The organism is Variovorax sp. 160MFSha2.1, from assembly GCF_048305075.1.
GTDB classification, from domain to species: Bacteria; Pseudomonadota; Gammaproteobacteria; order Burkholderiales; family Burkholderiaceae_C; genus Variovorax; species Variovorax guangxiensis.
Map to the genome: position 1 here is coordinate 5,869,134 of NZ_CP157624.1, position 25,315 is coordinate 5,894,448.

Sequence of the window (25,315 nt, forward strand, 5' to 3'; positions counted from 1 at the left end):
TTGACGAACGCCGATGTTATGGCCGGCGACACCGCGCGGCGAGCGCATCCATGCCCGGCCCGCCCTCATTGGCCTCACACCACGCGGTGCTCCTCCACCACGAAGGCCGTGATCTCCGCAAGAAAGGTGAGCGCATGCGCCATCGTCACCTGCCCTTGCGGCGATGCGAAGGCCGCATCGAGCGTGCCGGGGTTCTCGAACCACAGCTCGACGATGCCGTCGATCGGCAGCTCCGCGTAGCCGCAGGGCGTGCCCTTCACGAACTCGCGCGCGGTCACCACGTTCTGGCGGTAGCCGCTCACGCCAGGCATGCGGCGCACGTGGTCGGCGTGCACCTTCCATTCGCGGCGGAAGTCTTCTTCCGACTGCTCGACGGGCCGGCGCAGCAGCGAGATGCGCTTGAGCAGCCCCTCGGGCTTGGGCGGCGGCGCGATCACCTCGGTCTGCGCGACGGTCACGATGTGCAGGCCGCCCAGAAAGCGTTCCTCGTCGGCGCGGATGGCGGCGGCGAGCTCGCCGCGGTTGAAGGCCGCGTCGGCCTGCTTCGCCTCGTCGAAGCCCAGCTGCGAGAAGCCGTCGAAGTCCCACGGCCCACGCGCGAAGTCGATGCCGCGCTGCAGCCGGTCGAGCACGAGGTTCTGCCGGTAGCCGCGCAGCGTGGGCAGCTGCGCCACCAGCGGGCCGTGCCTGTCGCGCCAGTGGCTGCGGAAGGCCTCGTCGGTCCATTCGGGTTTCTTGCGGATCAGGCCCATGCGCAGGGGCGTCGGTTCGGTCATCTGCTTGTCTCCTTATCGTTGATTTGCAAGGCGGCTTCCGCCTCGGCGCGCGCTCGCGCGAGGCCGGGCGCGCGCTTGGCCAGCCACACGCCGTGGCGCACCGGCCAGCGCTGGAAGCCGGGGTCCGCACCGAGCGTCGCGGCCGCGTGGTGCGCCCAGTAGGGGTCGAGCAAGGCCTCGCGGCCCAGGGCGACGAGATCGGCCTGCCCGGCGGCGAGCACGGCCTCGGCCTGATGCGCGTCGACGATCATCCCGACCGCCTGCGTGGGCACCTGCGCCTCCTGCCGGATGCGCGCGGAGAACGGCACCTGGAAGCCCAGTCCGCGCGGCACCGGCAGCGCGCGCGTCTCCTCGGTGAGGCCGCCCGAGGAACAGTCGATCACGTCGACGCCGCAGCGCTTGAGCTCGCGCGCGAGCACCACCGAGTCGTCCAGGTTCCAGCCATCGGGCGTGCCGTCGACCGCCGAGAGGCGGCAGAACAGCGGCTTCTCCGCCGGCCACGCGGCACGCACGCGCTGCGCGATCTCCAGCGCGAGCCACATGCGGTTGTCGCGGCTGCCGCCGAGGGCATCGTCGCGATGGTTGGCGTTGGGTGAAAGGAAGCTGGCGACGAGGTAGCCGTGCCCGAAGTGCAGCTCGACCACGTCGAAGCCAGCCTTGTCGGCGCGCAACGTCGCATCGACGAAGCGCTGCACCACCGCCGCGATGCCATCGGCATCGAGCGCGCGCGGCACCGACCAACCCGGCCCTGCCGCGATGGCGCTGGGGCCCAGGCGCTCCCACGGCTCCTCGTCGGCGGCCATGCGCGCATCGCCGAGTGCGGCGCCCCCCTCCCACAGCGGCTCGCTGCCCGCCTTGCGGCCTGCATGCGCGAGCTGCACGCCGATGGCGCTGCCCTGCGCGTGCACGAAATCGACCACTGCCTTCAGCGGCGCGATCTGGCTGTCGTTCCACAGGCCGAGGTCGGCGGTGCCGATGCGACCGCGCGGATCGACCGCTGTGCTCTCGGTGAGGATCAGCCCGGCGCCGCCGAGCGCGAACTTGCCCAAGTGCACCATGTGCCACGGCGTGGCATGGCCGCGCTCGGCGGCGTGCTGGCACATCGGCGAGATCACGACACGGTTGGCCAATGTGAGGCCGCGCAGTTGCAGGGGCTGGAACAGCAGGGGAAGAGAGTCGGTGGACATGGATGGAAGAAATCAGGGTGCAGGCTTGGGCACGGCGGCGGCTGCCGGCCGCGTGCCCAGCCACGTGCCGCCCATCACCGCGGCGAAGCCGAACAGGTGCCACCAGGTCAGCACCTCGCCCAGCAGCAGCGCCGCGACCGCGACGCCGAACACCGGCACCCAATAGAGAAAGACAGCAGTGCGCGCCACGCCGATGACGGAGATGGCGCGGTTCCAGATCAGGTTGCCGGCGGCGGTGGCGGCCACGCCCGAGAACAGCACCAGCACCCACGGCCACGCACCCGGGAACAGCTGCGCCGCGCCCAGCGGCGAGGGCCCCAGCAGCGTGTGCAGCACCAGCATCGCGGTGCCCATGACGTAGATGCCCCAGCTCATCGACAGCGGATCGATCTGCCGCGCCAGGCGCTGCACGCCTACGCCGCCGACCGCGAAGCTCACCACCGACAGCGCCAGCAGCAAATCGCCCAACCCCGCGCGCGACAGGCTTGCTCCCGGATGGCTCAGCACGACCGCCGCCACGCCCGCGAAGCCCAGCGCCACGCCGCAGAGGCGCCGCGCCGTCAGCGCCTCGCGGAACACCAGCGCTGCCATCAGCGCCGACACCAGCGGACTCAGCGCCATGATCAGCGCTCCGTTGGTGGCCGTCGAACGCTGCAACCCCAGCGCGAACAGGATCTGGTTGGCATACACCATCAGGAAGCCGCAGCCGGCAAGTGCCGCAAGACGCCGCATGCCGAACACCGGCACCCCGCCGCGCCGCCAGAGCAAGATCGCGCTCAGCGCCACGCACGCCACCGCCATGCGCAAGGCCGCCAGCGGCAGCGCCTCGAAGAAGCCCGTCAGCACCTTCACCGCCGACACGTTCACGCCCCACACGAGCATTCCCAGCAGCAGCCAGGCCTGCACGGCGGCCGGTGTGGCGCCCGCAGAGGTCGATGAAGATGACGACGGCGCAGACTTGTTCATTTCAATCGTTCATCGAAAGACAACACAACGCCACGGCCCGCGCAGCGAGGCCCCTTCGCAGGCTCCCGCGGAACCGGCTCTGCCGAGCCGCAGGGTGCGCCCCCGCGAGGGGGTGTCCGAGCCACACGAAGTGGGCGAGGCTGGGGGTGATCAACAGTCCTGGGGTGGTCAACCTTCCAGTTCGTTCCACATTTCGATGTCGCGCTCGGCGGTCCAGATGCGCGGGTGGACGTGACCGGTGGCCTCGTCGTAGGCGCGCGTCACGTCGAACGGCATGCAGTGGTCGAAGATCACCCAATGGCCGTACGTGGGGCGCAGCGCCGCCACGGTTTCCTTGTAGATCGCGTTCAGCGTCTTGCCCTGCGCCACGCCGTTGTTGACCAGCGTGTACACGTCGGAGATGAAGGCGCGCGTGGAGGCGATGGCCTTGCGCACGTCGGCGGCGTTCTCCAGCGCGGCGCCGCGCCCGGGCACCAGCTTCTCGAAGCCGAAGCCCGCGAGGCGGTCGAGCGTGGCGGGCCAGTCGCGGAAGTAGCAGTCGCCGGCGTAGGCGGTGCTCTGGTATTCGACGAGGTCGCCCGCGAAGCAGATCTTCTGGTCTTCGAGGTAGGCGATGGTGTCGCCCTTGGTGTGGCCGCGGCCCACCTGCGCGATCTTGACTTCGAGCTTCTTGCCCAGCCACACGCTCATGGTGCCGTCGAAGGTCATGGTGGGCCAGGTCAGGCCCGGCGGCACCGACTCGACATTGCGGAACAGGCGCGGGAAGCGGCCGATCTCGCTGGCCTTGTCCTGCTCGCCGCGCTCGACGATCAGGTCGTAGGTGTCGCGGCTGGCGATGATCTGCTCGGCGCCCTCCTTGAAGTAGGCCGACGCGCCCAGCACGCGCACCGCGTGGTAGTGGCTCAGCAGCACGTACTTGATGGGCAGCGGCGTCACTTCGCGGATGCGGCGGATCACGTCCTGCGCCATCGCGGGCGTGGCCTGGGTGTCGACCACCATCACGGCCTCGTCGCCGATGAAGATGCCGGTGTTCGGGTCGCCCTCTGCGGTGTAGGCATAGGCGTTCTCCGAGAGCCGGGTGAACGAGACCTTCTTTTCCTCGAGGTCGGCGTGGCTGGCGAATTTCTTGGTGGTGGTCATTGGCAGTCCTTTGAAATGAGCGATGAAATCAGTGCGTGCCGAGGTACGCGGACTTCACCTTGGGGTTGTCGAGCAGCTCGCGGCCCGAGCCTTCGAGCGTGATGCAGCCGGTTTCGAGCACGTAGGCGCGGTCGGCCACGCCCAGCGCCTGCTTGGCCATCTGCTCGACCAGAAGGATGGTCAGGCCCGAGCTGCGCAGCTGGCGGATGGCATCGAAGATGTCCTTGATGATGAGCGGCGCCAGGCCCAGCGAGGGCTCGTCCAAAAGCAGCAGGCGCGGCTCGCTCATGAGCGCGCGGGCGATGGCCAGCATCTGCTGCTCGCCGCCCGAGAGCGTGCCCGAGGGCTGGTGCTGGCGCTCCTTCAGGCGCGGGAAGCGCGCGAACTCGCGCTCGATGCCGCGCTCCACGAAGGCCTTGTCGCCGCGGCGCGAGTAGGCGCCGAGCATCAGGTTCTCGCGCACCGTCTGGTCGGGGAACACGCCGCGGCCCTCGGGCGACAGCGCCACGCCCAGGCCCACGCGCCTGTGCGAGGGCACGTGCGTGCAGTCGTTGCCGTCGATCAGCACGCGGCCCTCGGCCACGGGCTCCAGGCCGACGATGCTCTTGAGCAGCGTGCTCTTGCCGGCGCCGTTGGCGCCGATGATGGTGACGACCTCGCCCGCGCGCACTTCCAGGCTCACGCCCTTGACAGCCTCGATGGCGCCGTACGAGACCTTCACCGATTCGATTTTCAGCATGATGGTTTCGGTCTTTCTGCTCAGGCGGGCATGGCCGTGGCCAATACCGCTTCTTCTTCGTCGTCCACGCCCAGGTAGGCCTCGACCACGCGCGGGTTGGCCTGCACCTCGGCGGGCCTGCCCTCGGCGATCTTGATGCCGTAGTCGAGCACGATGACGTGGTCCGAGATCGACATCACCAGGTCCATGTGGTGCTCCACCATCAGGATCGACACGCCGCACTTGCCGATGCGCAGCAGCAGTTCGCCGAGCTCGGCGGTCTCCTGCGGGTTGAGGCCGGCGGCCGGTTCGTCGAGCAGCAGCAGCTGCGGCTCGGTGGCCAGCGCGCGCGCCAGCTCCACGCGGCGCTGCAGGCCATAGGGCAGGCTGCCGGCGGGCCAGTGCGCGAGGTGGCCGAGGTCGACCAGGTCGAGCAGCTGCAGCGCGCGCTCGCGCGTCGCCTTCTCCTGCCGGTTCGCGGTGGGCCAGGCCACCAGCGACGACAGGAAGCCGTTGCTCATGCGGCTGTGGCGGCCGAGCATGACGTTGTCGAGCACCGAGAGATCCGCGAACAGGCGCAGGTTCTGGAAGGTGCGGCCCATGCCCATGCAGCAGATGGCATGAGCCGGCTCGCCCACGATGTTGCGGCCCAGGAAGCGGATCGAGCCCGCGTCGGGTTCGATCACGCCGGTGAGCATGTTAATCATGGTGCTCTTGCCCGCGCCGTTCGGCCCGATCAGCGCATGGATGTGGCCGCGCTGCAGGCGGAAGGACACGTCCTGCGCCGGCTTCACGCCGCCGTACGACTTGGTCACGCCCTGCACCACCAGCAGCTCGCCTTCGCCGCCGGGGCCGATCTGCCCCGGAACGCCGTTGCCGCCAGCGCCCTCGCCGCGATGGCGCGACTTCATGAACCACTTGTTGAACAGGCCCACCACGCCGCCGGGCATCACGTACAGCGCGAACAGCAGCAGGAAGCCGTAGAGGAAGTGCTGCGCCGAGGGCCAGCGCGCGAGCAGCGCGTCGGTCAGCGTGAGCAGCACCGCACCCACCAGCGGCCCGTACATCGAGCCCGCGCCGCCGAACAGCACCAGCAGCAGGATGAAGATCGACAGGTGGAAGGTGATGAAGTCGGAGTTGATGTACTGGTTCTGCTGGGCCACCAGCGCGCCCGCGATACCGCAGGTGACGGCCGCGACCACGAAGGCCATGACCTTGGCGCGGTACACGCGCACGCCCACGGAAGACGAAGCGATCTCGTCCGCCTGCAGCGACAGCAGCGCACGGCCGAAGCGGCCGTTGAGCAGGTTGCGCAGCAGCAGGTGCAGCGCCGCGCACAGCACGATGCCCAGGATGACCCATTGCGTGGTGTCCAGCGGCGCCCCCTTCCAGGTGAGCGGGCGGATGCCGTAGATGCCCTGCGCGCCGCCGAACACGTCGGTCCATTCGCCCACGAGCTTCTCCACCACGATGCCGAAGGCCAGCGTGACCATGGCGAGGTACGGCCCCTTCACGCGCAGCGAGGGCAGCGCGATCAGCACGCCGCACAGGCCCGAGATGACGGCGGCCAGCGCGAGCGCGAGCCACGGGTCCATGTCGGTGCGCGAGGTCAGCAGCGCCACGCCGTAGGCGCCGGCCGCGAACAGCCCGGCCTGGCCCAGCGATTTCTGCCCCGCGTAGCCCACCAGCACGTTCATGCCGGCGGCGCAGAGGTAGTAGACGCACATCATGAAGGCGATGCGCAGGTAGTAGTCGTTGCCCGACATCGAGACGATGCCGCAGAGCAGCGCCGCGATCAGCACCACGGCGAGGGGATGCGCGAGGCGCTTCATACCTTCTCCACCGTCGAGCGGCCGAACAGGCCGGTGGGCCGGAAGGCCAGCACCAGGATGACGAGCGCGAACACCGCCACCTCGCGCCACTGCGCCTGCCACAGGTTGACCATCGACTCGAGCACGCCGAGCAGGAAGCCGCCGATCACGCAGCCGCGGGGATTGCTCAGCCCGCCGATCATCGCGCCCGAGAAGCCCTTGAGCCCCACGGTCAGCCCCATGAAGAGCGAGGCCTGCGCAATGGGCGCGAGCAGGAAGCCCGAGAGCCCCGCCAGCGCCGAGCTGACGACGAAGGCGCCGATCATCATCGCGTTGGTGTTGATGCCCATCAGGCTGGCGACGTTGCCGTTCTGCGCGACCGCGCGCATCGCCTTGCCGACCATGGTGCGGTTCATCACGCGGTCGAAGCCGAGCATGACCACCACGGCCACGCCCAGCGTCAGCAGTTCCTGCGGACGCACGCCCACGCCGAACATGCGGATCACGGTGTCGCCCACGGGCGCGGGCACCACCACCGGCTTCGGGCCCCAGATGGCCAGGCCCACGCTCTGCAGGATCACGCCGAAGCCCAGCGTGCTCATCACCCACGCCATGCCGGGGCGGCCCGCGAAGGGACGCACGCCCAGCACGTAGAGCAGCCAGCCCAGGAGGCCCATCACGCCGAGCGCGGCCAGCAGCGCGAACAGCTGCGCGCCCGCGCCTGGCACGGCATCGCCGAAGGTGGTGGAGCTCAGCGGCTTGCCCAGTACCAGGAACAGGGCGCTCATGCCGATGAAGGCGCCGGCCGAGACGAACTCGCCGTGCGAGAAGTTCAGCGTCTTGGTGGTCGTGAACGTGATGCTGAATCCCAGCGCCACCAGCGCATAGGCACCGCCGACGGCGAGCCCGCTGATGAGCGCCTGCAGGAGCGCTTCAACCATGGTGTGTATCTCCGTTGCGAGACGGCGCCGGCTGCCGCGCGGGCATGCCGGTCGCTTCGCCTCTTCTTTTCTGTCTTGCTTACTGCTTGAAGTCGGCCGGCTTCAGGCCCTGGATCAGCGCGTCGGTATAGGGCATCAGCTTGCCGTCCTTCCAGCGGATCCAGACCAGGTCCTTGGCGGTCAGCGCCTCGTGGTTGGTCTTGCTGAAGGGCTTGTCGTAGGTCTTGAGCACGCCCTGCACCGGCGTCTTCAGGTCTTCGAGCGCCGCGCGCACCGCCGCGCCGTCGGTGCTGTTGGCCTGCTTCATGGCCTGCGCCAGCAGCTGCACGGAGTCGTAGCCGTGCAGCGCGAAAGAGAACGAGCCCGGCGCCTTCAGCTTGGCACCGATGCGGTCGAAGAGCTTCTGCTGCGCGGGCGTGCGGGTCTCGCTCACGGTGCGCATGAAGATCGGCTTCTCCGCGAGCTGCTTGCCGGCCGCGTCGTAGAAGGTGATGTTGTCGGCGGCCCAGGAGGTCAGCGTCAGCGGGAAGTAGTTGATCTTCTCCATGCTGCGCACCAGCTGCGCGATGGGCGTGCCCTGCGCCCACACCACCACGGTGTCGACGTTGGCGGCCTTCATCTTGCTCAGCTGCGAGGTCATGTCGGTGTCGCCGACACCGAAGCGCTCGGTGGCGGCGATCTTGATGTCCTGCAGCTTGGCGATCTCCTCCATGTCCTTCAGGCCGCCCTGGCCGTAGCCGGTGGTCTCGGCCATCAGGCCCACCACCTTGGAGCCTGCGGTGTTCTTCTTCACGTAGGCCATGAGCGCGGCGACCTGCTCGCGGTCGACCATCGAGACGCGGAACATGTAGTTGTCGGCGCCGGGGCTCATCGGCTTGGTGATGTCGGTGCCCGAGCCCACGTTGCCCAGCACGGGGATCTTCTTCTGGTTGGCGATGTGCTTCCACGCCATCGCGTTGCCCGAGTTGGTGGGGCCGAAGACAGCAGCCACCTTCTCGTTGTCGATCAGGTCGCTCATGTTCTGGATCGACTTCGGCGGCGCCGAGACGTCGTCGCGCGTGACCAGCGCCAGCTTCTTGCCGAGCACGCCGCCTGCGGCGTTGATGTCGGCGATGGCCGCCTCCATGCCCAGCACCGCGGCCTGGCCGCTCTGGGCCGAGGGCGACGCGGAGAGGTCGCCGTTGTAGCCGACCTTGATGTCCTGCGCCATGGCACCGGTAGCGCCGGCCGTGAAGGCGGCGAACGCGGCCGCGGCGAGCAGCGTCTTGTACAGACGGATGGTTTTCATTTTTTGTCTCCTGAGGTTGACGGACGGGGAAGCGGAAAAAACAAAAGGGGGCTCAGACGGCGAGGAAGCCGCCGTCCACCGGCAGCACGATGCCGGTCACGTAGCGCGACATGTCGCTGGCCAGGAAGATCACCGGGCCCACGAGGTCTTCGGTCTGGCCGACGCGGCCCATGGGGATGCGCGTCATGAACGATTCGAGGCGCTGCGGGTTCTCGCGCGTGGCCGCAGTCATGGGTGTCTCGATCACGCCGGGGGCCAGCGCGTTGACGCGCACGCCAGCGGGCGCGAGCTCCTGCGCGAGCGACTGCGTGAGCATCTTGATCGCGCCCTTCGACGGCGAGTAGCCCAGGCTGGCGCCCTGCCCCGCGTAGGCGGCAATGGAGGCGATGTTGACGATCGAGCCCTTCGTCTGCTTGAGCACCGGGATGAAGGCCAGCGTGGTGTTGAAGGTGCCGTGCACGTTCACGTCGATGGTCTTCTTCCAGTTGGCAGCGGCGTTGGGGCTGCTGGTGTTCTCGCGGATGATGATGCCGGCGTTGTTGACCAGCAGGTCGACGTTGCCGATCTCCTTGCCCACGCGCTCGGCCAATGCCTGGCAGGCTTCGGGCGCGGTCACGTCGAGCACGAAGGACCAGGCCTCGCCGCCCGCGTCGCGCACCAGCTGCGCGGTCTCGCGCACGGTGGCGTCGTTCATGTCGGTGACGACCACGCGCGCACCGGCCTGCGCCAGGCCCAGCGCGAGCGCGCGGCCGTTGCCCTGGCCCGCGCCGGTAATGAAGGCCAGGTGGCCTTCGAGCAGGCGGGGTGCGACGGTGGATGGAAAGGCCATCGGTGTCTCCTTCTCTCTATATATGTGTGGGTGTATGACGCTCAGGCAGCTCGGCTGACCGGCACGGCCTCGCGCTGCTCCACCTTCAGCTGCGCCGCGGCCTTGGCTTCGGCCTGCGCGACCTGCAGGCCGGCGACATAGCCGAAGGTCAGCGCCGGGCCGAGGGTGATGCCGGCGCCGGGGTAGTTGCCGCCCATGACGCTGGCGGCGTCGTTGCCCACCGCGTAGAGGCCCTTGATCGGCTGGCGGTTGGCGTCGAGCACGCGGGTCTTCTCGTCGGTGACGAGGCCGGCGAAAGTGCCGATGTCGCCGATCACCAGCTTGATGGCGTAGTAGGGGCCGTTCTCCAGCGGCGCGACGCAGGGGTTGGGCGTGATGTTGGCGTCACCCTGGTAGCGGTTGTAGGCCTTGCTGCCCTTGCCGAAGGCGGGGTCGTCGCCGGTGCGCGCGCCCTTGTTGAACTCCTGCACGGTGGCTTCGAGCGTGGCGGGCGCGATGCCGAGTTCCTTGGCCAGTTCGCCGACGGTGGCGCCGCGCTTGAGGTAGCCGCTCTTCAGGTGCCGCCCGATGGGCAGCGGCGCGGGCGCGACGCAGCCCAGGCCGTAGTCGCGCAGCGCCTTGTGGTCGCACAACAGCCAGGCCGTTACCTCGGGCTCACCCTCGCAGGCCTTGACCATCGCCTGCACGAAGTCGTGGTACGAGTTGCCCTCGTTGGTGAAGCGGCGGCCCTTGGTGGTGACCGCGATCACCCCGGGCTTGGCGCGGTCGATGAAGTGCGGCATCACGCCCTTGCTGCCGTCGGGGCGCGTGGTGACCGACGCGGGCACCCACGCCGCGGCATGCGGGATGGTGCCGTCGACGCGGCCGCCCACGGCCTCGGCCAGACGCAGGCCGTCGCCGGTGTTGGTGGAAGGCGATGGCGAGTAGTGCTCGCGGCCGGTGGGCGCATGCGGAAAGAGCTGCTTGCGGCGTTCCACGTCGTAGGGGAAGCCGCCGCAGGCCAGCACCACGCCGCGCTTCGCGACCACGCGCACGTTCTGGCCTTCGTGCTGCACCACCGCGCCGGAGACGCCGTCGTACTCGACCACCAGCTTCTTCACCGGCGACGAGAGCCACACGGGAATGTTCTTGTCCATCGCGGCCTTGGCCAGGCGGCCGGCCAGTGCATTGCCGTTGGTCAGCGTCATGCCGCGGCCGTGGCGCAGCACGTCGAGGAAGTGGCGGCTCAGGCGCTTGGTCACGTACCAGAACGAGGTCGGCGACTTGAAGGCCCGCATGAAGTGTTTGATCTCGGGGCCCGAGCCCAACATCATCCCGAACACGGTGAGTTCGGGCAGCGGCGGCGCCAGCTGCTTGATGCGCTTGCCGAGCTCGCGGCCGTCGAACGGGCGCGTGACCATCGAGCGGCCGCCCTGCTGGCCGCCCGGCGCCTCGGCGTGGTAGTCGGGGAAGACGGCCGGCATGTCGAACTGCACGCAGGTGTTGCGCGTGAAGAAGTCGATGGCCTTGGGCCCCATCTCCAGGAAGGCGCCGACGCGCGCGGCGTCGAAGTGCGTGGTGGCCTCGTGCTTCATGTATTCGAGCGCGGCGCCCTCGGGCTCGTGGATGCCCTGCTCCGTGGCCAGGCGCGTGCCCGGAATCCACAGCCAGCCGCCCGAGCGCGCGGTGGTGCCGCCGAAGCGCGGCTCCTTCTCGACCACCAGCACCTTCAAGCCCTGCGAAGCCGCCGTGACCGCGGTGGCCATGCCCGATGCGCCGCTGCCGACGACGAGCACGTCGCATTCGAAAGTGTTCTGTTCCATGTCTCTGCCTGTTCGCGTGTTTGTGTAAGACCTAAGTTGCGGCGCAGTTTAGGCAGCGACGTTGATATGGTCAAGTCTCTTCGTTACTATCAGATGTTCAATCATCATCGATTGAACACGATAATATCAGTAGAAACCCTGATGGCTATACTCGCCCCCACTCTCACTCCCCACGCCGGGCGCCCCATGGAAAAGCCAAGACGTGGCATTCAGTCCGTCGAAATCGGAACGCAACTGCTGGTGGCGCTCGGGCGCCACGTCGCGCCCATGGCGCTGCGCGACCTGGGCAAGGCCGCGGGTGTTCCCGTCGGCAAGGCGCACCCCTATCTCGTCAGCTTTTTGAAGGTCGGCTTCGTGGTGCAGGACAGCGCGGGCCGTTACGAGCTCGGCCCGCTGGCGCTGCAGTTGGGGCTGGCCAAGCTGCAGCGGCTCGATCCGATCAAGGAGGCGTCGCCGCTGATCGAACAGCTCGCGTCGGAGACCGAGCAGAGCATCGCGGTGGCCGTGTGGGGCAACTTCGGGCCGACCGTGGTGCGGCTGGAGGAGCCGATCCACCCGCTGCACGTGAACCTGCGCACCGGCACCGTCATGTCGCTGGCCTACACCGCGACGGGCCGGCTCTTCGCGGCCTACCTGCCGCCCAAGGTGGTCGAGAAGATGATGCTGGAGGACCTGGCGCGCACCCGCCCCGCGGACGGCCGCGGCGCCACCGCCGAGCTGTCGCGCGCCGAGATCGAGGCCCTGCTGGTCGAGACGCGCCTGCACGGCATGTCACGCACGCTGGGCCAGCCGATCCCGGGCATCGACGCCTTCTGCGCGCCGGTGTTCGACTCCACCAACAACCTGGTGCTGGGCATCACCGCCATGGGTCCCGAGGCTACCTTCGACCGCGAATGGGACGGCCGCGTTGCCGTGCCGCTGAGGGCCTGCGCGCTGGAGATCTCGCGCCGGCTGGGCTTCGTGCCCACGGGCGAGCAGGCCTGATCGCGGGTCTTCACCGGCTTCCCGGCAAAAGAAAAAGGCGCTTCGACGAAGCGCCTTTTTCTTTTGGTTCCGGCCGGTCAGTGCGTCTCGCGGCGCAGCTGCTGCACGTCTTCATGCAGCGAATGCGCCCATTCGCGCCGGTCGCGGCCATGCGGGTCCTGCGGCTCGCCGAAGCGCACGATGGCCAGCAGCGGCGGCGCGCGCAGCGTGTTCCACAGCGAGACGACGAGGTTGTCGTCGTCGATATAGCGCGGCGCCTGGCTGGTCTCGCCGGTGGCGGCGTCGGCGAAGCGCAGCGCGGCGGGCAGCACCGGCGCGCCCGAGGAGATCGACGCCTGCAGCAGGTTCGCGTGGAAGGGCAGCAGGCCCCGGCCGTCGCTGGTCGTGCCTTCGGGGAACACGCCGATCAGGTCGCCGTTGCGCAGCGCGTCGGTCATGTGGTGCACCACGCGCAGCGCGTCGCGGCGGCGTTCGCGCTCGATGTAGAGCGTGCCCGAGCCGTTGGACAGCGTGCCGATCAGCGGCCAGCCCTTCACGTCCGACTTCGACACGAAGCGCACGTGCCGCGCGGCATGGATGGTCGTGATGTCCAGCCACGAGAGGTGATTGCAGATCAGCAGCACCGGCCCCGTGGGCGGCGGCGTGCCCTGCACCACCAGCGTGATGCCCATGAGCTCCAGCATGCGCCGCGACCACGCCTGCACGCGCGCGTTGCGCTCGGCCTGCGTGAGCTTCGGGAAGGTGAAGCGGATCGTCCACCAGCCCGAGGCCGCGTGCGCCACCGCGCGCGCCAGGCGCCAGCAGGCTTTCAGCGAATGAAGCATCGGCGCCCGGGCCCCTCTCAACCGTGGACGATGCGGCCGGCCACCAGCGTGTGGCGCGCGCGGCCCTGCAGCGGGTAGCCGGCAAAGGGCGTGTGCTTGCCCTGGCTCCTGAGCGCGCCGGGCTCCACCTGCCATTCGAGCGCGGGATCGACGATGCACAGGTCGGCCACGCCGCCTTGCTGCAGCCGGCCGATGCCGGCGCCCGCATCGGTGGCGCCCAGCAGGCGCGCGGGCGCAGCGGTGACGACCTCGATGGCGCGCGCGATGCCCGCGCCGCTGCGCTCGCCCCAGCGCAGCGCCAGCGGCAGCAGCAGCTCGAGCCCGGTGGCGCCCGCCTCGCTCTCGGCGAAGGGCAACGTCTTGGCGTCGGCCTCGACCGGCGTGTGGTCGGACACCAGCGCGTCGATGGTGCCGTCGGCCAGCGCGGCCGAGAGCGCGTCGCGGTCGCCCTGCTGGCGCAGCGGCGGGTTCAGGCGGGCGCGGCTGTCGAAGTAGCCGATGTCGGTGTCGGCCAGGTGCAGCGAGTTGATGCTGACGTCGCAGGTGATCGGCAGCCCCTGCGCCTTGGCCTGGCGCACCAGCTCCACGCCGCGGGCGCTGGAGATGCGGCACAGGTGCACGCGTGCGCCGGTTGCTTTCATCAGCTCGACGATGGTGAAGATGGCGATGGTCTCGGCCGACACGGGCACGCCCGCCAGGCCCAGCCGCGTGGCCAGCGGGCCGCTGGCGGCGACGCCCTTGCCGAGGTCGCGGTCCTGCGGGCGCAGCCACACGGTGTAGCCGAAGGTGCTGGCGTAGGAGAGCGCGCGCTGCAGCACCTGCGTGTCGCCCAGCGGCACGTCGGCCTGGCCGAAGCCGATGCAGCCGGCCTCGGTGAGCTCGGCCATCTCGGTCAGCACGCCGCCGGCCAGGCCGCGCGTGAGCGCTCCCAGCGGGAAGAGGCGCGCGGCCTGCAGCTTCTCGGCGCGGAACTTGAGCATCTCGACCAGGCCGGGCTCGTCGAGCACCGGGTCGGTGTCGGGCGGGCACACGAGGCTGGTCACGCCGCCCGCGATGGCCGCGGCCATTTCGCTTTCGAGCATGCCTTCATGCTCATAGCCGGGCTCGCGCAGCCGCGCGGCGAGGTCGACGAGGCCCGGCGCGACGATGCAGCCCGTGGCGTCGATGGTGCGTTCGGCCTTGAAGCCTGCCGGAATGCTGCCGCCGATGCCGGCGATCTTTCCGTCGGCGATGGCGATGTCGGCCTGCTTGTCGATGCCCGACGCGGGGTCGACGACGCGGCCGTTGGCGATGTGGATGTTCATGCGTCTGTACTTCCAGTGACAGTCATGGCCTTTTCGGGAAACACCGTGGAACCGGCTTCGCCGGGCCACTGGTGTTGCCCCCGGCAGGGGGTTGGCGAAGCGACACGAAGTGCGCGAAGACTGGGGGCGAGCAACATTTCTATGCTTCGTTACCTGCGACGATGCTCATTACCGCCATCCGGACCGCGATGCCGAAAGTGACCTGCGGAAGGATCACGCTCTGCTTGCCGTCGACCACGGCGGAGTCGATCTCCACGCCGCGGTTGATGGGGCCCGGATGCATCACGATGGCGTCGGGCTTGGCCAGCTGCAGCTTTTCCTGCGTGAGGCCGAAGGTCTTGAAGAACTCCTGCGACGAGGGCAGCAGCGCGCCGCTCATGCGTTCGTTCTGCAGGCGCAGCATGATGACCACGTCGCAGTCCTTGATGCCCTCTTCGAGCGTGTGGCACACGCGCACGCCCATGCCGGCCATGTCGCCGGGCACCAGCGTCTTGGGGCCGACCACGCGCACTTCGGCGCAGCCCAGCGTGGTGAGCGCGTGGATGTCGGAGCGCGCCACGCGCGAATGCAGCACGTCGCCGACGATGGCGACCGTGAGGTTCGAGAAGTCTTTCTTGTAGTGGCGGATCGTGTACATGTCGAGCAGCCCCTGCGTCGGGTGCGCGTGGCGGCCGTCGCCGGCATTCACCACGTGCACGTGCGGCGCGACGTGCTGCGCGATCAGGTAGGGCGCGCCCGACTCGCTGTGGCGCACGACGAACAGGTCGGCCGCCATGGCGCTCAGGTTGGCGATGGTGTCCAGCAGCGACTCGCCCTTGGTGGCCGAGGAGCGCGCGATGTCGAGGTTGATGACGTCGGCGGAGAGGCGCTTGGCAGCGATCTCGAAGGTGGTGCGCGTGCGGGTGCTGTTCTCGAAGAACAGGTTGAACACGCTCTTGCCGCGCAGGAGCGGCACCTTCTTCACCTCGCGGTCGCTCACGCTCGTGAAGTTGGCGGCCGTGTCGAGGATGTGCGTGACGATGTCCTTGGGCAGGCCCTCGATCGACAGCAGGTGGATCAGCTCGCCGTTCTTGTTGAGCTGGGGATTTCGCTTGTAGAGCATTTACTTGTTCTCCTCCACCTTGAGGCTGAAGGCACCGTCGTTGGCGCGTGCGAGGGCGAGCAGTTGCGTGTCGGGCAGCGCCAGCGTCGTGGCGGCGAAGTCGGCGGCCACGGGCAGTTCGCGGCCGCCGCGATCCACCAGCACCGCGAGGCGCACGCTGGCCGGACGGCCGAAGTCGAACAGCTCGTTGAGCACCGCGCGGATGGTGCGGCCGGTGTAGAGCACGTCGTCGAGCAGCAGCACGTCGGCGCCGTTCACGTCGAAGGGCAGCGCGGTCTGCACGCTGGCCGAGAGGCCGCGGCGCGAGAAGTCGTCGCGATGCATCGCCGACGAAATGATGCCGGGCGCGCCGGGCAGGCCCAGGTCCTTCTGCAGCCGCTCGACCAGCCAGGCGCCGCCGGAGGTGATGCCGACCAGCTTCGTTTCGGGGCGCATCAGCGGCTTCACGCCGGCCAGCAGGTCGAGATACAACGCCTCGGCGTCAGGAACGACAGAACTCACGATGATTGCTCCACGGCAAGGCAAGGGAAAGGGAAAGCTCGGGGAACACCGTGGAACCGGCTTTGCCCGGCCACCGGTGTCGCCCCCGGCGAGGGGGTTGGCGAAGCGACACGAAGTGCGCGAAGCCTGGGGGAGAGCCTCATTCCTGAAGGCTCCTGAGGAATTGCTCCAGGATGATGCAGGCCGATGCCGCGTCGGCATCGCGGGCGCCTGACGACAGGGCCTCGGTGGTGCTGTAGCGCTCGTCGACCTCGAACACCTGGAGATTGAAACGGCCGCGCAGCTGGCGCGCGAACTTCTGCGCGCGGCGGGTGTTCTCGTGCGCGGCGCCGTCGGGGTGCCAGGGCACGCCGATCACCAGCGCGTCGGGCTGCCATTCCTTGATGCGCGCCTCGACCTGCGCGAAACGCGCGTCGCCCTCGGCCTTGATGGTCGGCTGGGGCGTGGCGGTGCGCAGCAGCCGGTTGCCGCTGGCCACGCCCGTGCGCTTCAGGCCGAAATCGAAGGCCAGGAAGCTCTGGAAATGGGCGGGAACAACTGCAGGTGCCGGGGGCTGGGCACTGTCAGACATCGCCGGTCCAGTCACAGGGACAGGGGGCCGCCGCGCACGGCCGCCCGAAGCGGCCGGCCCGCCCCCGGAAGGGGGTTGGCGAAGCGACACGAAGTGCGCGCAGCCTGGGGGTGAGCCGAGTTCATCATGCGTGTCCGGCGTCGGGAGAGAGCTTCCAGGCCTCCAGGCCCAGCAGCATCAGCGCCTTGTCGTAGCGCTGCTCGATCGGGGTGTCGAAGATCACGGCCGGGTCGGCGCCCACGGTGAGCCAGCTGTTCTCGGCCAGCTCGGATTCGAGCTGCCCTTCGCCCCAGGCCGCATAGCCCAGGGAAACCAGCACCTTGCGCGGACCCGCGCCGGTGGCCAGGGCCTCCAGCACGTCCTTGGAAGTGGTCATCTCGAGCCCGCCGGGGATGGTCATGGTCGAGGCGTAGACGGATTCCTCGGGCTTCTCGGCCTGGGCGAAGACCGGCTCGTGCAGCACGAAGCCGCGCTCGGTCTGCACCGGGCCGCCCTGGAATACGGGGGCCTCGCCCAGCTCCGGGCGGGCCAGGTGCAGCTCGATCTTCTCGAACAGCACCTTGAGGTTGATGTCGCTGGGCTTGTTGATCACCAGGCCGAGCGCGCCGCGCTCGCTGTGTTCGCAGAGGTACACGACGCTGCGGTTGAAAGTTTTGTCTTCCATCCCGGGCATCGCTATCAAAAAGTGATGCGTGAGGTTCATCGGGGCAGAATCGGCGGCCATATGCCTCCGATTTTACTGGCCGTCGACAAGACCTATCCCAAAGGGCTCATGTGGTTCCGCCGCGACCTCCGCGTGGACGACAACGCCGCCCTCTACCGGGCGCTGCGGGCCTGCCGTCAGGTGCTGTGCGTCTTCGTGTTCGACAAGGCGATCCTGGACGCCCTTCCCACGGCCGACCGCCGGGTCGAATTCATCCGCGAATCGCTGGTGGAGCTCGAGGCCGAATTACGCTCACTGGGCGGCGGGCTGATCGTGCGGCACGCGGTGGCGGCGCAGGAGATCCCGGCACTGGCCCGCGAGCTGGAGGTGCAGGCGGTCTTCGCCAACCGCGACGACGAGCCCGACGCGCTGGAGCGCGACGCCAAAGTCTTCGGCGCGCTGGCCAATGCCGGCGTGACCTTCCACACCTACAAGGACTCGACCGTCTTCGACCGCGACGAGGTCATGACCAAGACCGGCCAGCCCTACACGGTGTTCACGCCCTACAAGCGGGCCTGGCTGGCGAAGCTCGATTCCTTCTTCCTCAAGTCGTACCCGGTACGCAGCCACGCCGACGCGCTGGCGCCCTCGCCGCAGGCCTACGGCGAGCCGGTGCCCGCGCTGCGCGAGATCGGCTTCGAGATGACCAACCTGTCGACGCTGGAGATTCCCACCGGCACCCGAGGCGCCGGCCAGCTCTTCGAGGACTTCTTCGAGCGCATCGACCGCTACGACGAGGCGCGCAACTTCCCCGCCGTGCGCGGGCCCAGCTACATGGGCGTGCACCTGCGCTTCGGCACGGTGTCGATCCGGCAGATGGCGAGCCTGTCGCACCAGCTCTCGCTGCAGGGCAACACGGGCGCGGCGACCTGGCTGAGCGAGCTGATCTGGCGGGAGTTCTATTTCCAGATCCTGGCGCACTTCCCGCACGTGCACAAAGGCGGTGAATCGAAGAGCTTCCGCCCCGAGTACGACAAGATCCAGTGGCACCACGGCAAGCACGCCGACCAGCTCTTCGACGCCTGGTGCAACGGCCGCACCGGCTACCCGCTGGTGGACGCGGCCATGCTGCAGATCAACCAGAGCGGCTACATGCACAACCGCCTGCGCATGGTGGCGGCGAGCTTCCTGTGCAAGGACCTGGGGCTCGACTGGCGCCGCGGCGAGGCCTACTTCGCGCTGCACCTCAACGACTTCGAGCTGGCCTCGAACAACGGCGGCTGGCAGTGGGCCAGCTCCAGCGGCTGCGACGCCCAGCCCTACTTCCGCATCTTCAACCCGGTCACGCAGAGCGAGCGCTTCGACCCCGAGGGCAAGTTCATCCGCCGCTACCTGCCGCAACTGGCGGGGCTGTCGAACACGGCGATCCATGCGCCGTGGCTGGCCTCGCCGGTGGAGCTGGAGGCCGCCGGCATCAAGCTCGGCGAGACCTACCCGAAGCCGGTGGTCGACCACGCCGAGGCGCGCGAGAAGACGCTGCAGCGCTACGGGGTGGCGCGGGCGAAGGCGCTGCAGAAGTAGAAATAGAAATAGAAAGAACCGGAAAAAGAAAAGGGCCTTCGAGAAGGCCCTTTTCTTTGATGGAGCGCGGCGCGTCAGGCGGCAGCCGCCAGCGCCGGTTCGCTCGTGTACGCCCGCACCAGGCGCAGCAGCTCCTCTTCCGAGTACGGCTTGCCGAGGTAGTGGTTCACGCCCAGCGTGCGCGCGTAGTCGCGGTGCTTCTCGGCGATGCGCGAGGTGATCATGATGATCGGCAGCTCGGCCAGGGCCGCGTCGGCGCGGATGTTGCGGGCCAGGTCGAAGCCGTCCATGCGCGGCATCTCGATGTCCGACAGCACCACCGCCGGGCGTTCCTGCTGAAGCCGTTCGAGCGCCTGCAGGCCGTCGGCCGCGAGGGACACGCGATAGCCTTCGCGCTGCAGCAGGCGCTGCGTGACGCGGCGCACGGTGATGGAGTCGTCCACCACCAGCACCAGCGGGATCTGCGGCACCACCGGTGCCAGCGCCTGCGACGGCTCCTGCGGTGCGCCGTGCTCGACCGCAGCGGTCGCGGCCTGCGCCGCCGAGGTTGCCGCGATCGCGGCTGCGGCCTGGCGCTCGCGCGCCTGCTCGCCATGCACCGCGGCCAGTGCCACCGGGTTGTAGATCAGCGCCACCGCGCCCGAGGCCAGCACCGAGATGCCGGCCAGACCAGGCAGCCGCGCCAGCTGCGGGCCGAGGTTCTTCACCACGACTTCCTGGTTGCCCAGCACTTCGTCCACGTGCAGGGCGACGCGCTGCGCCGCGCTTCGCACGACCACGATGGTGTTGTTCTTGGCCAGGCCGTGCTCGCTGCGGGTGGACGCCTGCAGCAGCGCGCCGGTCCAGTAGAACGGCACGTGCTCGCTGCCGAAGGGATGGCTGTTGTTCAGGTAGGCGGCCTCGAGGTCGGTCGAGCCCACGCGCTGCACCAGTTCCACCAGGTTCGACGGCACGCCGATGGACACCTCACCCGCGCGCAGCATCACCACGTGCGTCACGGCGGTGGTCAGTGGCAGCACCAGCTTGAAGGTGGTGCCCTGGCCCTGGGTGCTGTGCGTCTCGATGCGGCCGCCGAGCGCCGCGATCTGCGCGCGCACCACGTCCATGCCGATGCCGCGGCCGGCGAGTTCGGAAACCTGCCCCGCCGTCGAGAAACCGGGCTTGAAGATCAGCTCGGTGGCCTCTTCGGCCGTGAGTTCCTGGTCGGCGCCCAGCAGGCCCAGCGTGCGGGCACGCTCGGCGATGCGCTTGTGGTCGAGGCCGGCGCCGTCGTCGCGGAAGCTCACCGACACGTCGTTGCCTTCGTGGTGCAGGTCGATGACGATCAGGCCGCTGGCGTCCTTGCCGGCCTTCTCGCGCACGGCCGAATCCTCGATGCCGTGGGCCACGCAGTTGCGCAGCAGGTGCTCGAAGGCAGGCGTCATCCGGTCGAGCACGCCGCGGTCCATTTCGATGGAACCGCCGACGATGTCCAGACGCACCTGCTTGCCGGTGTCCTTCGAGGCCTGGCGCACCACGCGGTAGAGGCGGTCGGAGATGCCTTCGAACTCCACCATTCGCGTGCGCAGCAGGCCGCGCTGCAGTTCGCGCGTCTGGCGCGCCTGCACGCTGAGGTCGTCTTCCGTCGCCTGCACCGTCTTCTGAAGGGTGCGCTGCACGGTGGCCACGTCGTTCACCGACTCGGCCATCATGCGCGTGAGCTCCTGCACGCGGGTGAATCGGTCGAACTCCAGCGGGTCGAAGCTCTGCTGCGAGTCCTTGGCCTGCGCGAGGCGCGACTGCATCTGGCTTTCGGCCTGCACTTCGATGTCGCGCAGCTGCTGGCGCAGGCGGTCGAGGTTGCCCGTGAGGTCGGACAGCGAGCCGCGCAGCTGGCCGAGTTCGGCCTCCAGGCGCGAACGCGTGATGATGACCTCGCCGGTCTGCGCGACCAGGCGGTCGAGCAACTGGGTGCGGATGCGCACCGCCTGGCCGGTCGCGGCGCGCAGCGGTGCCACCAGGGCGGCCGGCGCGGGGCGCGGCTGCAGCGTGGCGGGGGCGTCGGCCGCTGCCGCTTCGGGAGCCGCAGCGGCTTCGGCGGCGGGCTGGTCGTCCAGGCTCGCCACGGAGGCTGCGGTCTCGTCGTTCGCCGGCACGCCGGCTTCGGGCGCCTGGGATGCGACGGTGACGGGCGCCGACGAGGTGGCCGCGGCCACGATCTGGGCCAGCTCGACCTGCGTGGCGTCGTCGGCCGCGCGCAGCGCGTCGAAGGTGGCCTGCAGGGTGTCGAGGCGCATCAGCAGCTTCTCGATGTCGGCCCGCTCGGCGCCCTGGGAACCCAGGACCTCGATCTCGGACTCCATGCGGTGCGCGCGCTCGCCCAGGCGCATGGCGCCGGCCAGCCGCGCGCTGCCCTTGAGCGTGTGCAGCGTGCGCAGCACCGAGGCACGCGGCGCGCTGTCGTCGGGGTGGTGCGCCCACTGGCGCAGCGCTTCGCCGAGCTGGGGCAGCAGTTCGGCCGCCTCTTCCTCGAAGATCGGGAACAGGTCGACGTCGACCGCGTCGGCCAGGTCGATGGCGTCTTCGGAATCGTCCAGCGCCACGTCGGCGACCGGCTCGCTGACCACCACCTGCGGCAGCGGACGGGCTTCGGCGCGCATGGCCACCTCGGTGGGCATCGGCGAGTTGGCGATGTCGCGCAGCGCCTGCAGCGTGCCTTCCGCCGGATCGCGCAGCAGGCCGACGGCGAACTGGTGTAGCAGGCGGCGCAGTTCGTCGGCCGCGGCCACCAGCACCGTGCCCTGCTCGCGCGTGCCGCTGCCCTGCATCTGCAGGTGCTGCAGCGCGGCCTCGAACAGGCGGGCCATGCCCGAGAGGCTGTGGAAGCCGACGGTGGCCGAGCTGCCGGCCAGCGAATGGGCCAGCGCGATGGTCGAGTCGGGCATGCGCTCATGCGACTCGAGCGCCCACTCGCCGACATCGGTGGCGAGCTGGCGGGACCATTCGTCGGCCTCGTTGAGGTAGACGTTGTAGAGCTGGATGCCGATGCGCAGCGGGCCGATGACCTTGACCTGGTCGTCGGCGCTTTCCTGCGGCACTGCAGGAGCGGCGGCTTCGAGGGCTTCGACGGGCTGAGCCGCCTCGACGCTCGTCACGGGTTCCGGCGCCGGGGCCTCGACCGCATCGGCGACGAGGATCTGCGCCTCGGCGGGAGCGGCCGGTGCCTCGAAGATGGGCACGAGGGCTTCCTCGGCCGCAGCCACCGGGGCAGGCTGGGGTTCGGCTTCGGGCTCGACCGCCAGTTGCGGCTCGGGCACGGCGACCGGCTCTTCCACCGGCAGCGGAGCTTCCACCGCCTCGACCACTTCGGGAACGGAAACGTGCTCCGGCTCGACGACGGGTTCCGCAGCCTGCACGGGCAGCGGCTCGGGCTCCCATTGCAGATCGGGCAGGCCGGCGGTGGTGGGCACGGTGGCGGCGATGGGTTCGGCCGCGGGAGCCGGCGGAGTCGCCAGTTCGGCGGGTTCCTGCTTGAGTTCGACGGTCGCGGGCGTCCTGGCGGGCGGCGCGAGGAAGTCGAACATCTCGCCGCTGGGCAGGACCAGCGGCGCGGGTTCTTCGGCCTGCGGCTTGGCATCGAAGTCGATGAAGTCGGTCGACGTGAAATCGTCGTCGGCCTCGGGCGTGCCGGCCTTCGCGGGCTCCGGCACCTGCCAGTCCAGGGTCTGGAGCGGCGGGATCTCGGGGGCCGCGGCCGGTGCAGGCGCCTGCACGGGCGCCGGAGCCTGCGTGGTGAACGACAGGTCCGGCAGGTCGGGCAGGCGCAGGGGCGGCAGTTCCGCCGCGACCGGTGCGGGCGCCACCGGCGCGGGAACTTCGAGCGGCGCGGGCGCGGACATCGGCGCCTCGGCGGCGATGTGGCGCGCGGCGACCGCCAGGGCCTCCGCGTCGGCCACGCGCACCGGCGGGGGCACGGGCTCGCCGGCCAGCAATGCATTGGCCACGCGGCTGAACGGCGCGGACTTCCAGCCCTGCGCGGAGCCCGCGGCGATGGCTTCGACCCACTGGCCGAAGTCCTTCATCGTGCGTTCGGTGCCTTCCAGCAGCGCCGGCGTGGCGGGGCGCTGGTCGGCCAGCCAGGTGTTGAGCACCTGTTCGAGCGACCATGCGGCATCGCCGAACTCGGTGAGGCCGACCATGCGCGAGCTTCCCTTGAGCGTGTGGAAGGCACGCCGCAGGATCGTGAGCTCCTCGGTGTCGTCCGGGTAGCTGCCGAGTTCCTCGATGGCGGCCAGGCCGTTCTGCACGACCTCGCGCGCCTCTTCGAGGAAGATGTTCTGCAGGTCGTCTTCTTCGAGCTCGGTGACTTCGGTGTCGGGCAGCTCGGCCGGGCCGGTGATCTTGTGGGTCCAGCTGTCGGCCTTCTTGCTGAATTCCTCGATCGGCGAAGGCTTGGCCTTGGGCGCGGCGAGCGCCGCGAGCTTGGAGGCGATCTGCGCGTCGACTTCCTCGATGCTGAGCACGGCCTCGGCGGCGGGCGCCTGGCCCGCGGCGGCGCCCTCGCCGCTCTCGGCCTCGGCAGCCTGGCGGCCCATCAGCGGCTTGAGTTCGCCCGCCTCGGCGTCGAACACGAACAGGCGCTTGGCCAGCGCGGGCTGGTAGCCCAGCATGTCGATCAGGAAGCCCAGCGCGCCGAGGTTGTTGCCCAGCGCGTCGAAGCCGGCCATTTCCTCGGCCGGCGAGGTGCTGACGAGCATCGCCTCGACGTCCTCGCGCATGCGCTGGACGGTGAGCGCGGCCTGGTCGAGGCCGAGCACGGAGAATACGCCGCGCATCTGCATGAGCTGCGTCGGCACGGTGCGCAGCAGGCCCTTCTCGGCCGGGCGGCGGAAATACTGGTCGAGCGACTTCTCGAGTTCGCTCAGGTGGCTGCGCAGCTCGTCGACCACGGTGCCCATGGTCTGGCGGTCGCTCACGCGGCGGTAGAGGTCCTCCATCCACGGCTCGAGCGGCTCGGAGTGGCCGCCGGCGCGCACGCGCTCGATGCGGCCCGCGAGCTGCAGCGTGCGGGCGGTGAGCTGGGGATCGCTCGGGTCGAGGTCTTCGAGCGCGGCTTCGAGGTAGAGCACCGAGGTGGCGACTTCCATCGCGAGCTCGGTACCCGGCGCCTGGCCGGAACGCACGGAGGCCTCGACCGCGTGGGTCAGGGCCTGCACCATCGGCAGGCTCGGCGGATGCAGCTTCTGCAGCGATTCGCCCAGCTGCGCGAAGGTGTCCGCCACCTGGCGGGTGCGGGTGATGTCGCCGCCCGAGAGCGCCGACCACATTTCCTTGGCGGTCTCGATACGCTTGCGCGCTTGCTGCAGCACGAGCGGATCGAAGCGGCCGAACTGCTCGGCGTTGTAGTCGACGCGCTGTTCGCCCGAGATGCCCCAGGCGGTGCGCACGGTGCGCAGCGTGGCGGCATCGTCGCCCACGGCGGGCACGGCCTGCGCGCAGAAGAAGAGCAGGTCCTGGCCCAGCCGGTCGGACACGAGGCTGTCGCCGCGCGCGAGCGTGGCGTATTGCAGCAGCACACGGGAGGCGGCGCGCTTGACGTAGGCGTCGGGCTGGATCAGCCCGGCTGCCAGGGCCTCGAAAAAGCCCGCGGCCAGGGTCCAGAAGCTGGAGACGCGAGGCAGCAGCGCGCCGCGGCCGAGGCCCAGGCACAGCGCATGCAGCCGGCGCGCGGCCTGCGTGTCGCCGCTCTTGACGAGCTGCAGCACCTCGCGGTCGAGGCGCGAGCGCACGGCCGGGTCGTAGGCGACGGCAGCCTGCGTGACCGCGGGCTTGATCTCGACCCAGCGCCAGGCGGTGCTCCACAGGTCGGCCGGGTGCACGCGCTCGTTGCCGACCAGTTCGAGGACGTCGCGGTACTGCGGAAACAGCGCGACCGACGACACCGGCTTGCCGGCCAGCAGCGCGCCGAGGAAGTCGGTGACGGCGAAGCCCGCACGCTCGATCTTGAGCACCGCGGCTTCGGTGCAGCGCTGCGGCTCGGCGATGAAGCCCTGCACCGCGAACTCGATGGCGCCGAGCACCAGCGCGGGCGAGGAATGCCCCACCATCTGGAGCGCGCCGACGGCCTGGTGCAACTGCTGGCGGGCCATCTGCAGCGGGCCGGCCTCGGGCTCGGACGCGGCGGCATCCACTTCGCGAACGAAGCGCCGCAACGACTTGCCTACACCGTCAAGGGATTTCTGGATTTCTCCCAGCACCCAGGCCAGCGGCCCGAGGTCTTCGGTGACCGGCGTGTTGCCGGCGTGAGGGGCCGTGGCAGGGGTTTGAATCGACACGTTGGGTGCTCGCCGTTCTTTGACTGTCAGTTT

The 25,315-nt window shown here is 69.5% G+C and carries 19 protein-coding genes; 2 read left to right on the plus strand and 17 right to left on the minus strand.

The window, feature by feature from the left end; all coding sequences use genetic code 11:
• Positions 1-74: 74 nt before the first annotated feature.
• The 10 genes from ABL838_RS27030 to ABL838_RS27075 all read right to left on the minus strand — a co-directional run bounded on the left by ABL838_RS27030 (position 75) and on the right by ABL838_RS27075 (position 11,458).
• Positions 75-776: an EthD domain-containing protein gene (locus ABL838_RS27030; protein WP_418117939.1), complete on the minus strand. Its 702-nt coding sequence runs from the start codon at positions 774-776 to the stop codon at positions 75-77.
• The gene (locus ABL838_RS27035; RefSeq protein WP_418122751.1) at positions 773-1,963 is read right to left on the minus strand and encodes an NADH:flavin oxidoreductase/NADH oxidase; all 1,191 of its coding nucleotides are present in this window, start codon (positions 1,961-1,963) and stop codon (positions 773-775) included. Before ABL838_RS27035 ends, ABL838_RS27030 begins: the two co-directional genes overlap by 4 nt.
• A 12-nt stretch (positions 1,964-1,975) precedes the next feature.
• Entirely contained in the window at positions 1,976-2,929 is a 954-nt protein-coding gene (locus tag ABL838_RS27040) for a DMT family transporter (protein ID WP_418122752.1), read from the minus strand.
• Positions 2,930-3,097: 168 nt separating this feature from the next.
• Positions 3,098-4,069 (minus strand): MBL fold metallo-hydrolase, encoded by a 972-nt coding sequence (locus ABL838_RS27045; protein WP_418122753.1) that lies wholly within the window; start codon positions 4,067-4,069, stop codon positions 3,098-3,100.
• Between the two features lie 28 nt (positions 4,070-4,097).
• The gene (locus ABL838_RS27050; RefSeq protein WP_126023612.1) at positions 4,098-4,808 is read right to left on the minus strand and encodes an ABC transporter ATP-binding protein; all 711 of its coding nucleotides are present in this window, start codon (positions 4,806-4,808) and stop codon (positions 4,098-4,100) included.
• A 20-nt stretch (positions 4,809-4,828) separates the two neighbouring features.
• Positions 4,829-6,619, minus strand: coding sequence for an ABC transporter permease subunit (locus ABL838_RS27055; protein ID WP_418122754.1), 1,791 nt, complete (start codon positions 6,617-6,619; stop codon positions 4,829-4,831).
• Positions 6,616-7,539, minus strand: coding sequence for a branched-chain amino acid ABC transporter permease (locus tag ABL838_RS27060; RefSeq protein ID WP_301506119.1), 924 nt, complete (start codon positions 7,537-7,539; stop codon positions 6,616-6,618). Before ABL838_RS27060 ends, ABL838_RS27055 begins: the two co-directional genes overlap by 4 nt.
• A gap of 79 nt (positions 7,540-7,618) precedes the next feature.
• A complete protein-coding gene (locus ABL838_RS27065; RefSeq protein ID WP_418122756.1) occupies positions 7,619-8,827 on the minus strand; it encodes an ABC transporter substrate-binding protein in 1,209 nt (402 codons plus the stop codon).
• A gap of 52 nt (positions 8,828-8,879) precedes the next feature.
• The gene (locus ABL838_RS27070) at positions 8,880-9,656 is read right to left on the minus strand and encodes an SDR family NAD(P)-dependent oxidoreductase (RefSeq protein ID WP_418122757.1); all 777 of its coding nucleotides are present in this window, start codon (positions 9,654-9,656) and stop codon (positions 8,880-8,882) included.
• Positions 9,657-9,697: 41 nt separating this feature from the next.
• Entirely contained in the window at positions 9,698-11,458 is a 1,761-nt protein-coding gene (locus tag ABL838_RS27075; RefSeq protein ID WP_418117945.1) for an FAD-dependent oxidoreductase, read from the minus strand.
• Positions 11,459-11,644: 186 nt separating this feature from the next.
• On the opposite strand from ABL838_RS27075, the gene ABL838_RS27080 reads away from it, so the two are divergent.
• Entirely contained in the window at positions 11,645-12,442 is a 798-nt protein-coding gene (locus ABL838_RS27080) for an IclR family transcriptional regulator (protein ID WP_126023618.1), read from the plus strand.
• Positions 12,443-12,519: 77 nt separating this feature from the next.
• Here the strand turns inward: ABL838_RS27080 and ABL838_RS27085 are convergent, their stop codons facing one another.
• The 6 genes from ABL838_RS27085 to ABL838_RS27110 all read right to left on the minus strand — a co-directional run bounded on the left by ABL838_RS27085 (position 12,520) and on the right by ABL838_RS27110 (position 17,468).
• Entirely contained in the window at positions 12,520-13,266 is a 747-nt protein-coding gene (locus ABL838_RS27085) for a lysophospholipid acyltransferase family protein (RefSeq protein ID WP_126023619.1), read from the minus strand.
• Between the two features lie 17 nt (positions 13,267-13,283).
• On the minus strand, positions 13,284-14,570 hold the full coding sequence (locus tag ABL838_RS27090; protein ID WP_184640813.1) for a dihydroorotase: 1,287 nt from the start codon (positions 14,568-14,570) through the stop codon (positions 13,284-13,286).
• 139 nt (positions 14,571-14,709) lie between these two features.
• Positions 14,710-15,672, minus strand: coding sequence for an aspartate carbamoyltransferase catalytic subunit (locus ABL838_RS27095; protein WP_019656265.1), 963 nt, complete (start codon positions 15,670-15,672; stop codon positions 14,710-14,712).
• Positions 15,673-16,173, minus strand: a complete 501-nt coding sequence (pyrR, locus tag ABL838_RS27100) for a bifunctional pyr operon transcriptional regulator/uracil phosphoribosyltransferase PyrR (RefSeq protein WP_126023621.1) — start codon at positions 16,171-16,173, stop codon at positions 15,673-15,675. It abuts the gene before it with no gap.
• A gap of 139 nt (positions 16,174-16,312) precedes the next feature.
• Complete coding sequence (gene ruvX, locus ABL838_RS27105; RefSeq protein ID WP_418117947.1) at positions 16,313-16,744, minus strand: Holliday junction resolvase RuvX; 432 nt, start codon at positions 16,742-16,744, stop codon at positions 16,313-16,315.
• Between the two features lie 124 nt (positions 16,745-16,868).
• A complete protein-coding gene (locus ABL838_RS27110; protein ID WP_301506141.1) occupies positions 16,869-17,468 on the minus strand; it encodes a YqgE/AlgH family protein in 600 nt (199 codons plus the stop codon).
• Between ABL838_RS27110 and ABL838_RS27115 the strand changes: the two genes are divergently transcribed.
• A complete protein-coding gene (locus ABL838_RS27115) occupies positions 17,469-18,968 on the plus strand; it encodes a cryptochrome/photolyase family protein (RefSeq protein ID WP_418122758.1) in 1,500 nt (499 codons plus the stop codon).
• Positions 18,969-19,042: 74 nt separating this feature from the next.
• On the opposite strand, the gene ABL838_RS27120 is transcribed toward ABL838_RS27115, so the two are convergent.
• The gene (locus ABL838_RS27120; protein ID WP_418122759.1) at positions 19,043-25,282 is read right to left on the minus strand and encodes an Hpt domain-containing protein; all 6,240 of its coding nucleotides are present in this window, start codon (positions 25,280-25,282) and stop codon (positions 19,043-19,045) included.
• Between the last annotated feature and the right edge of the window lie 33 nt (positions 25,283-25,315).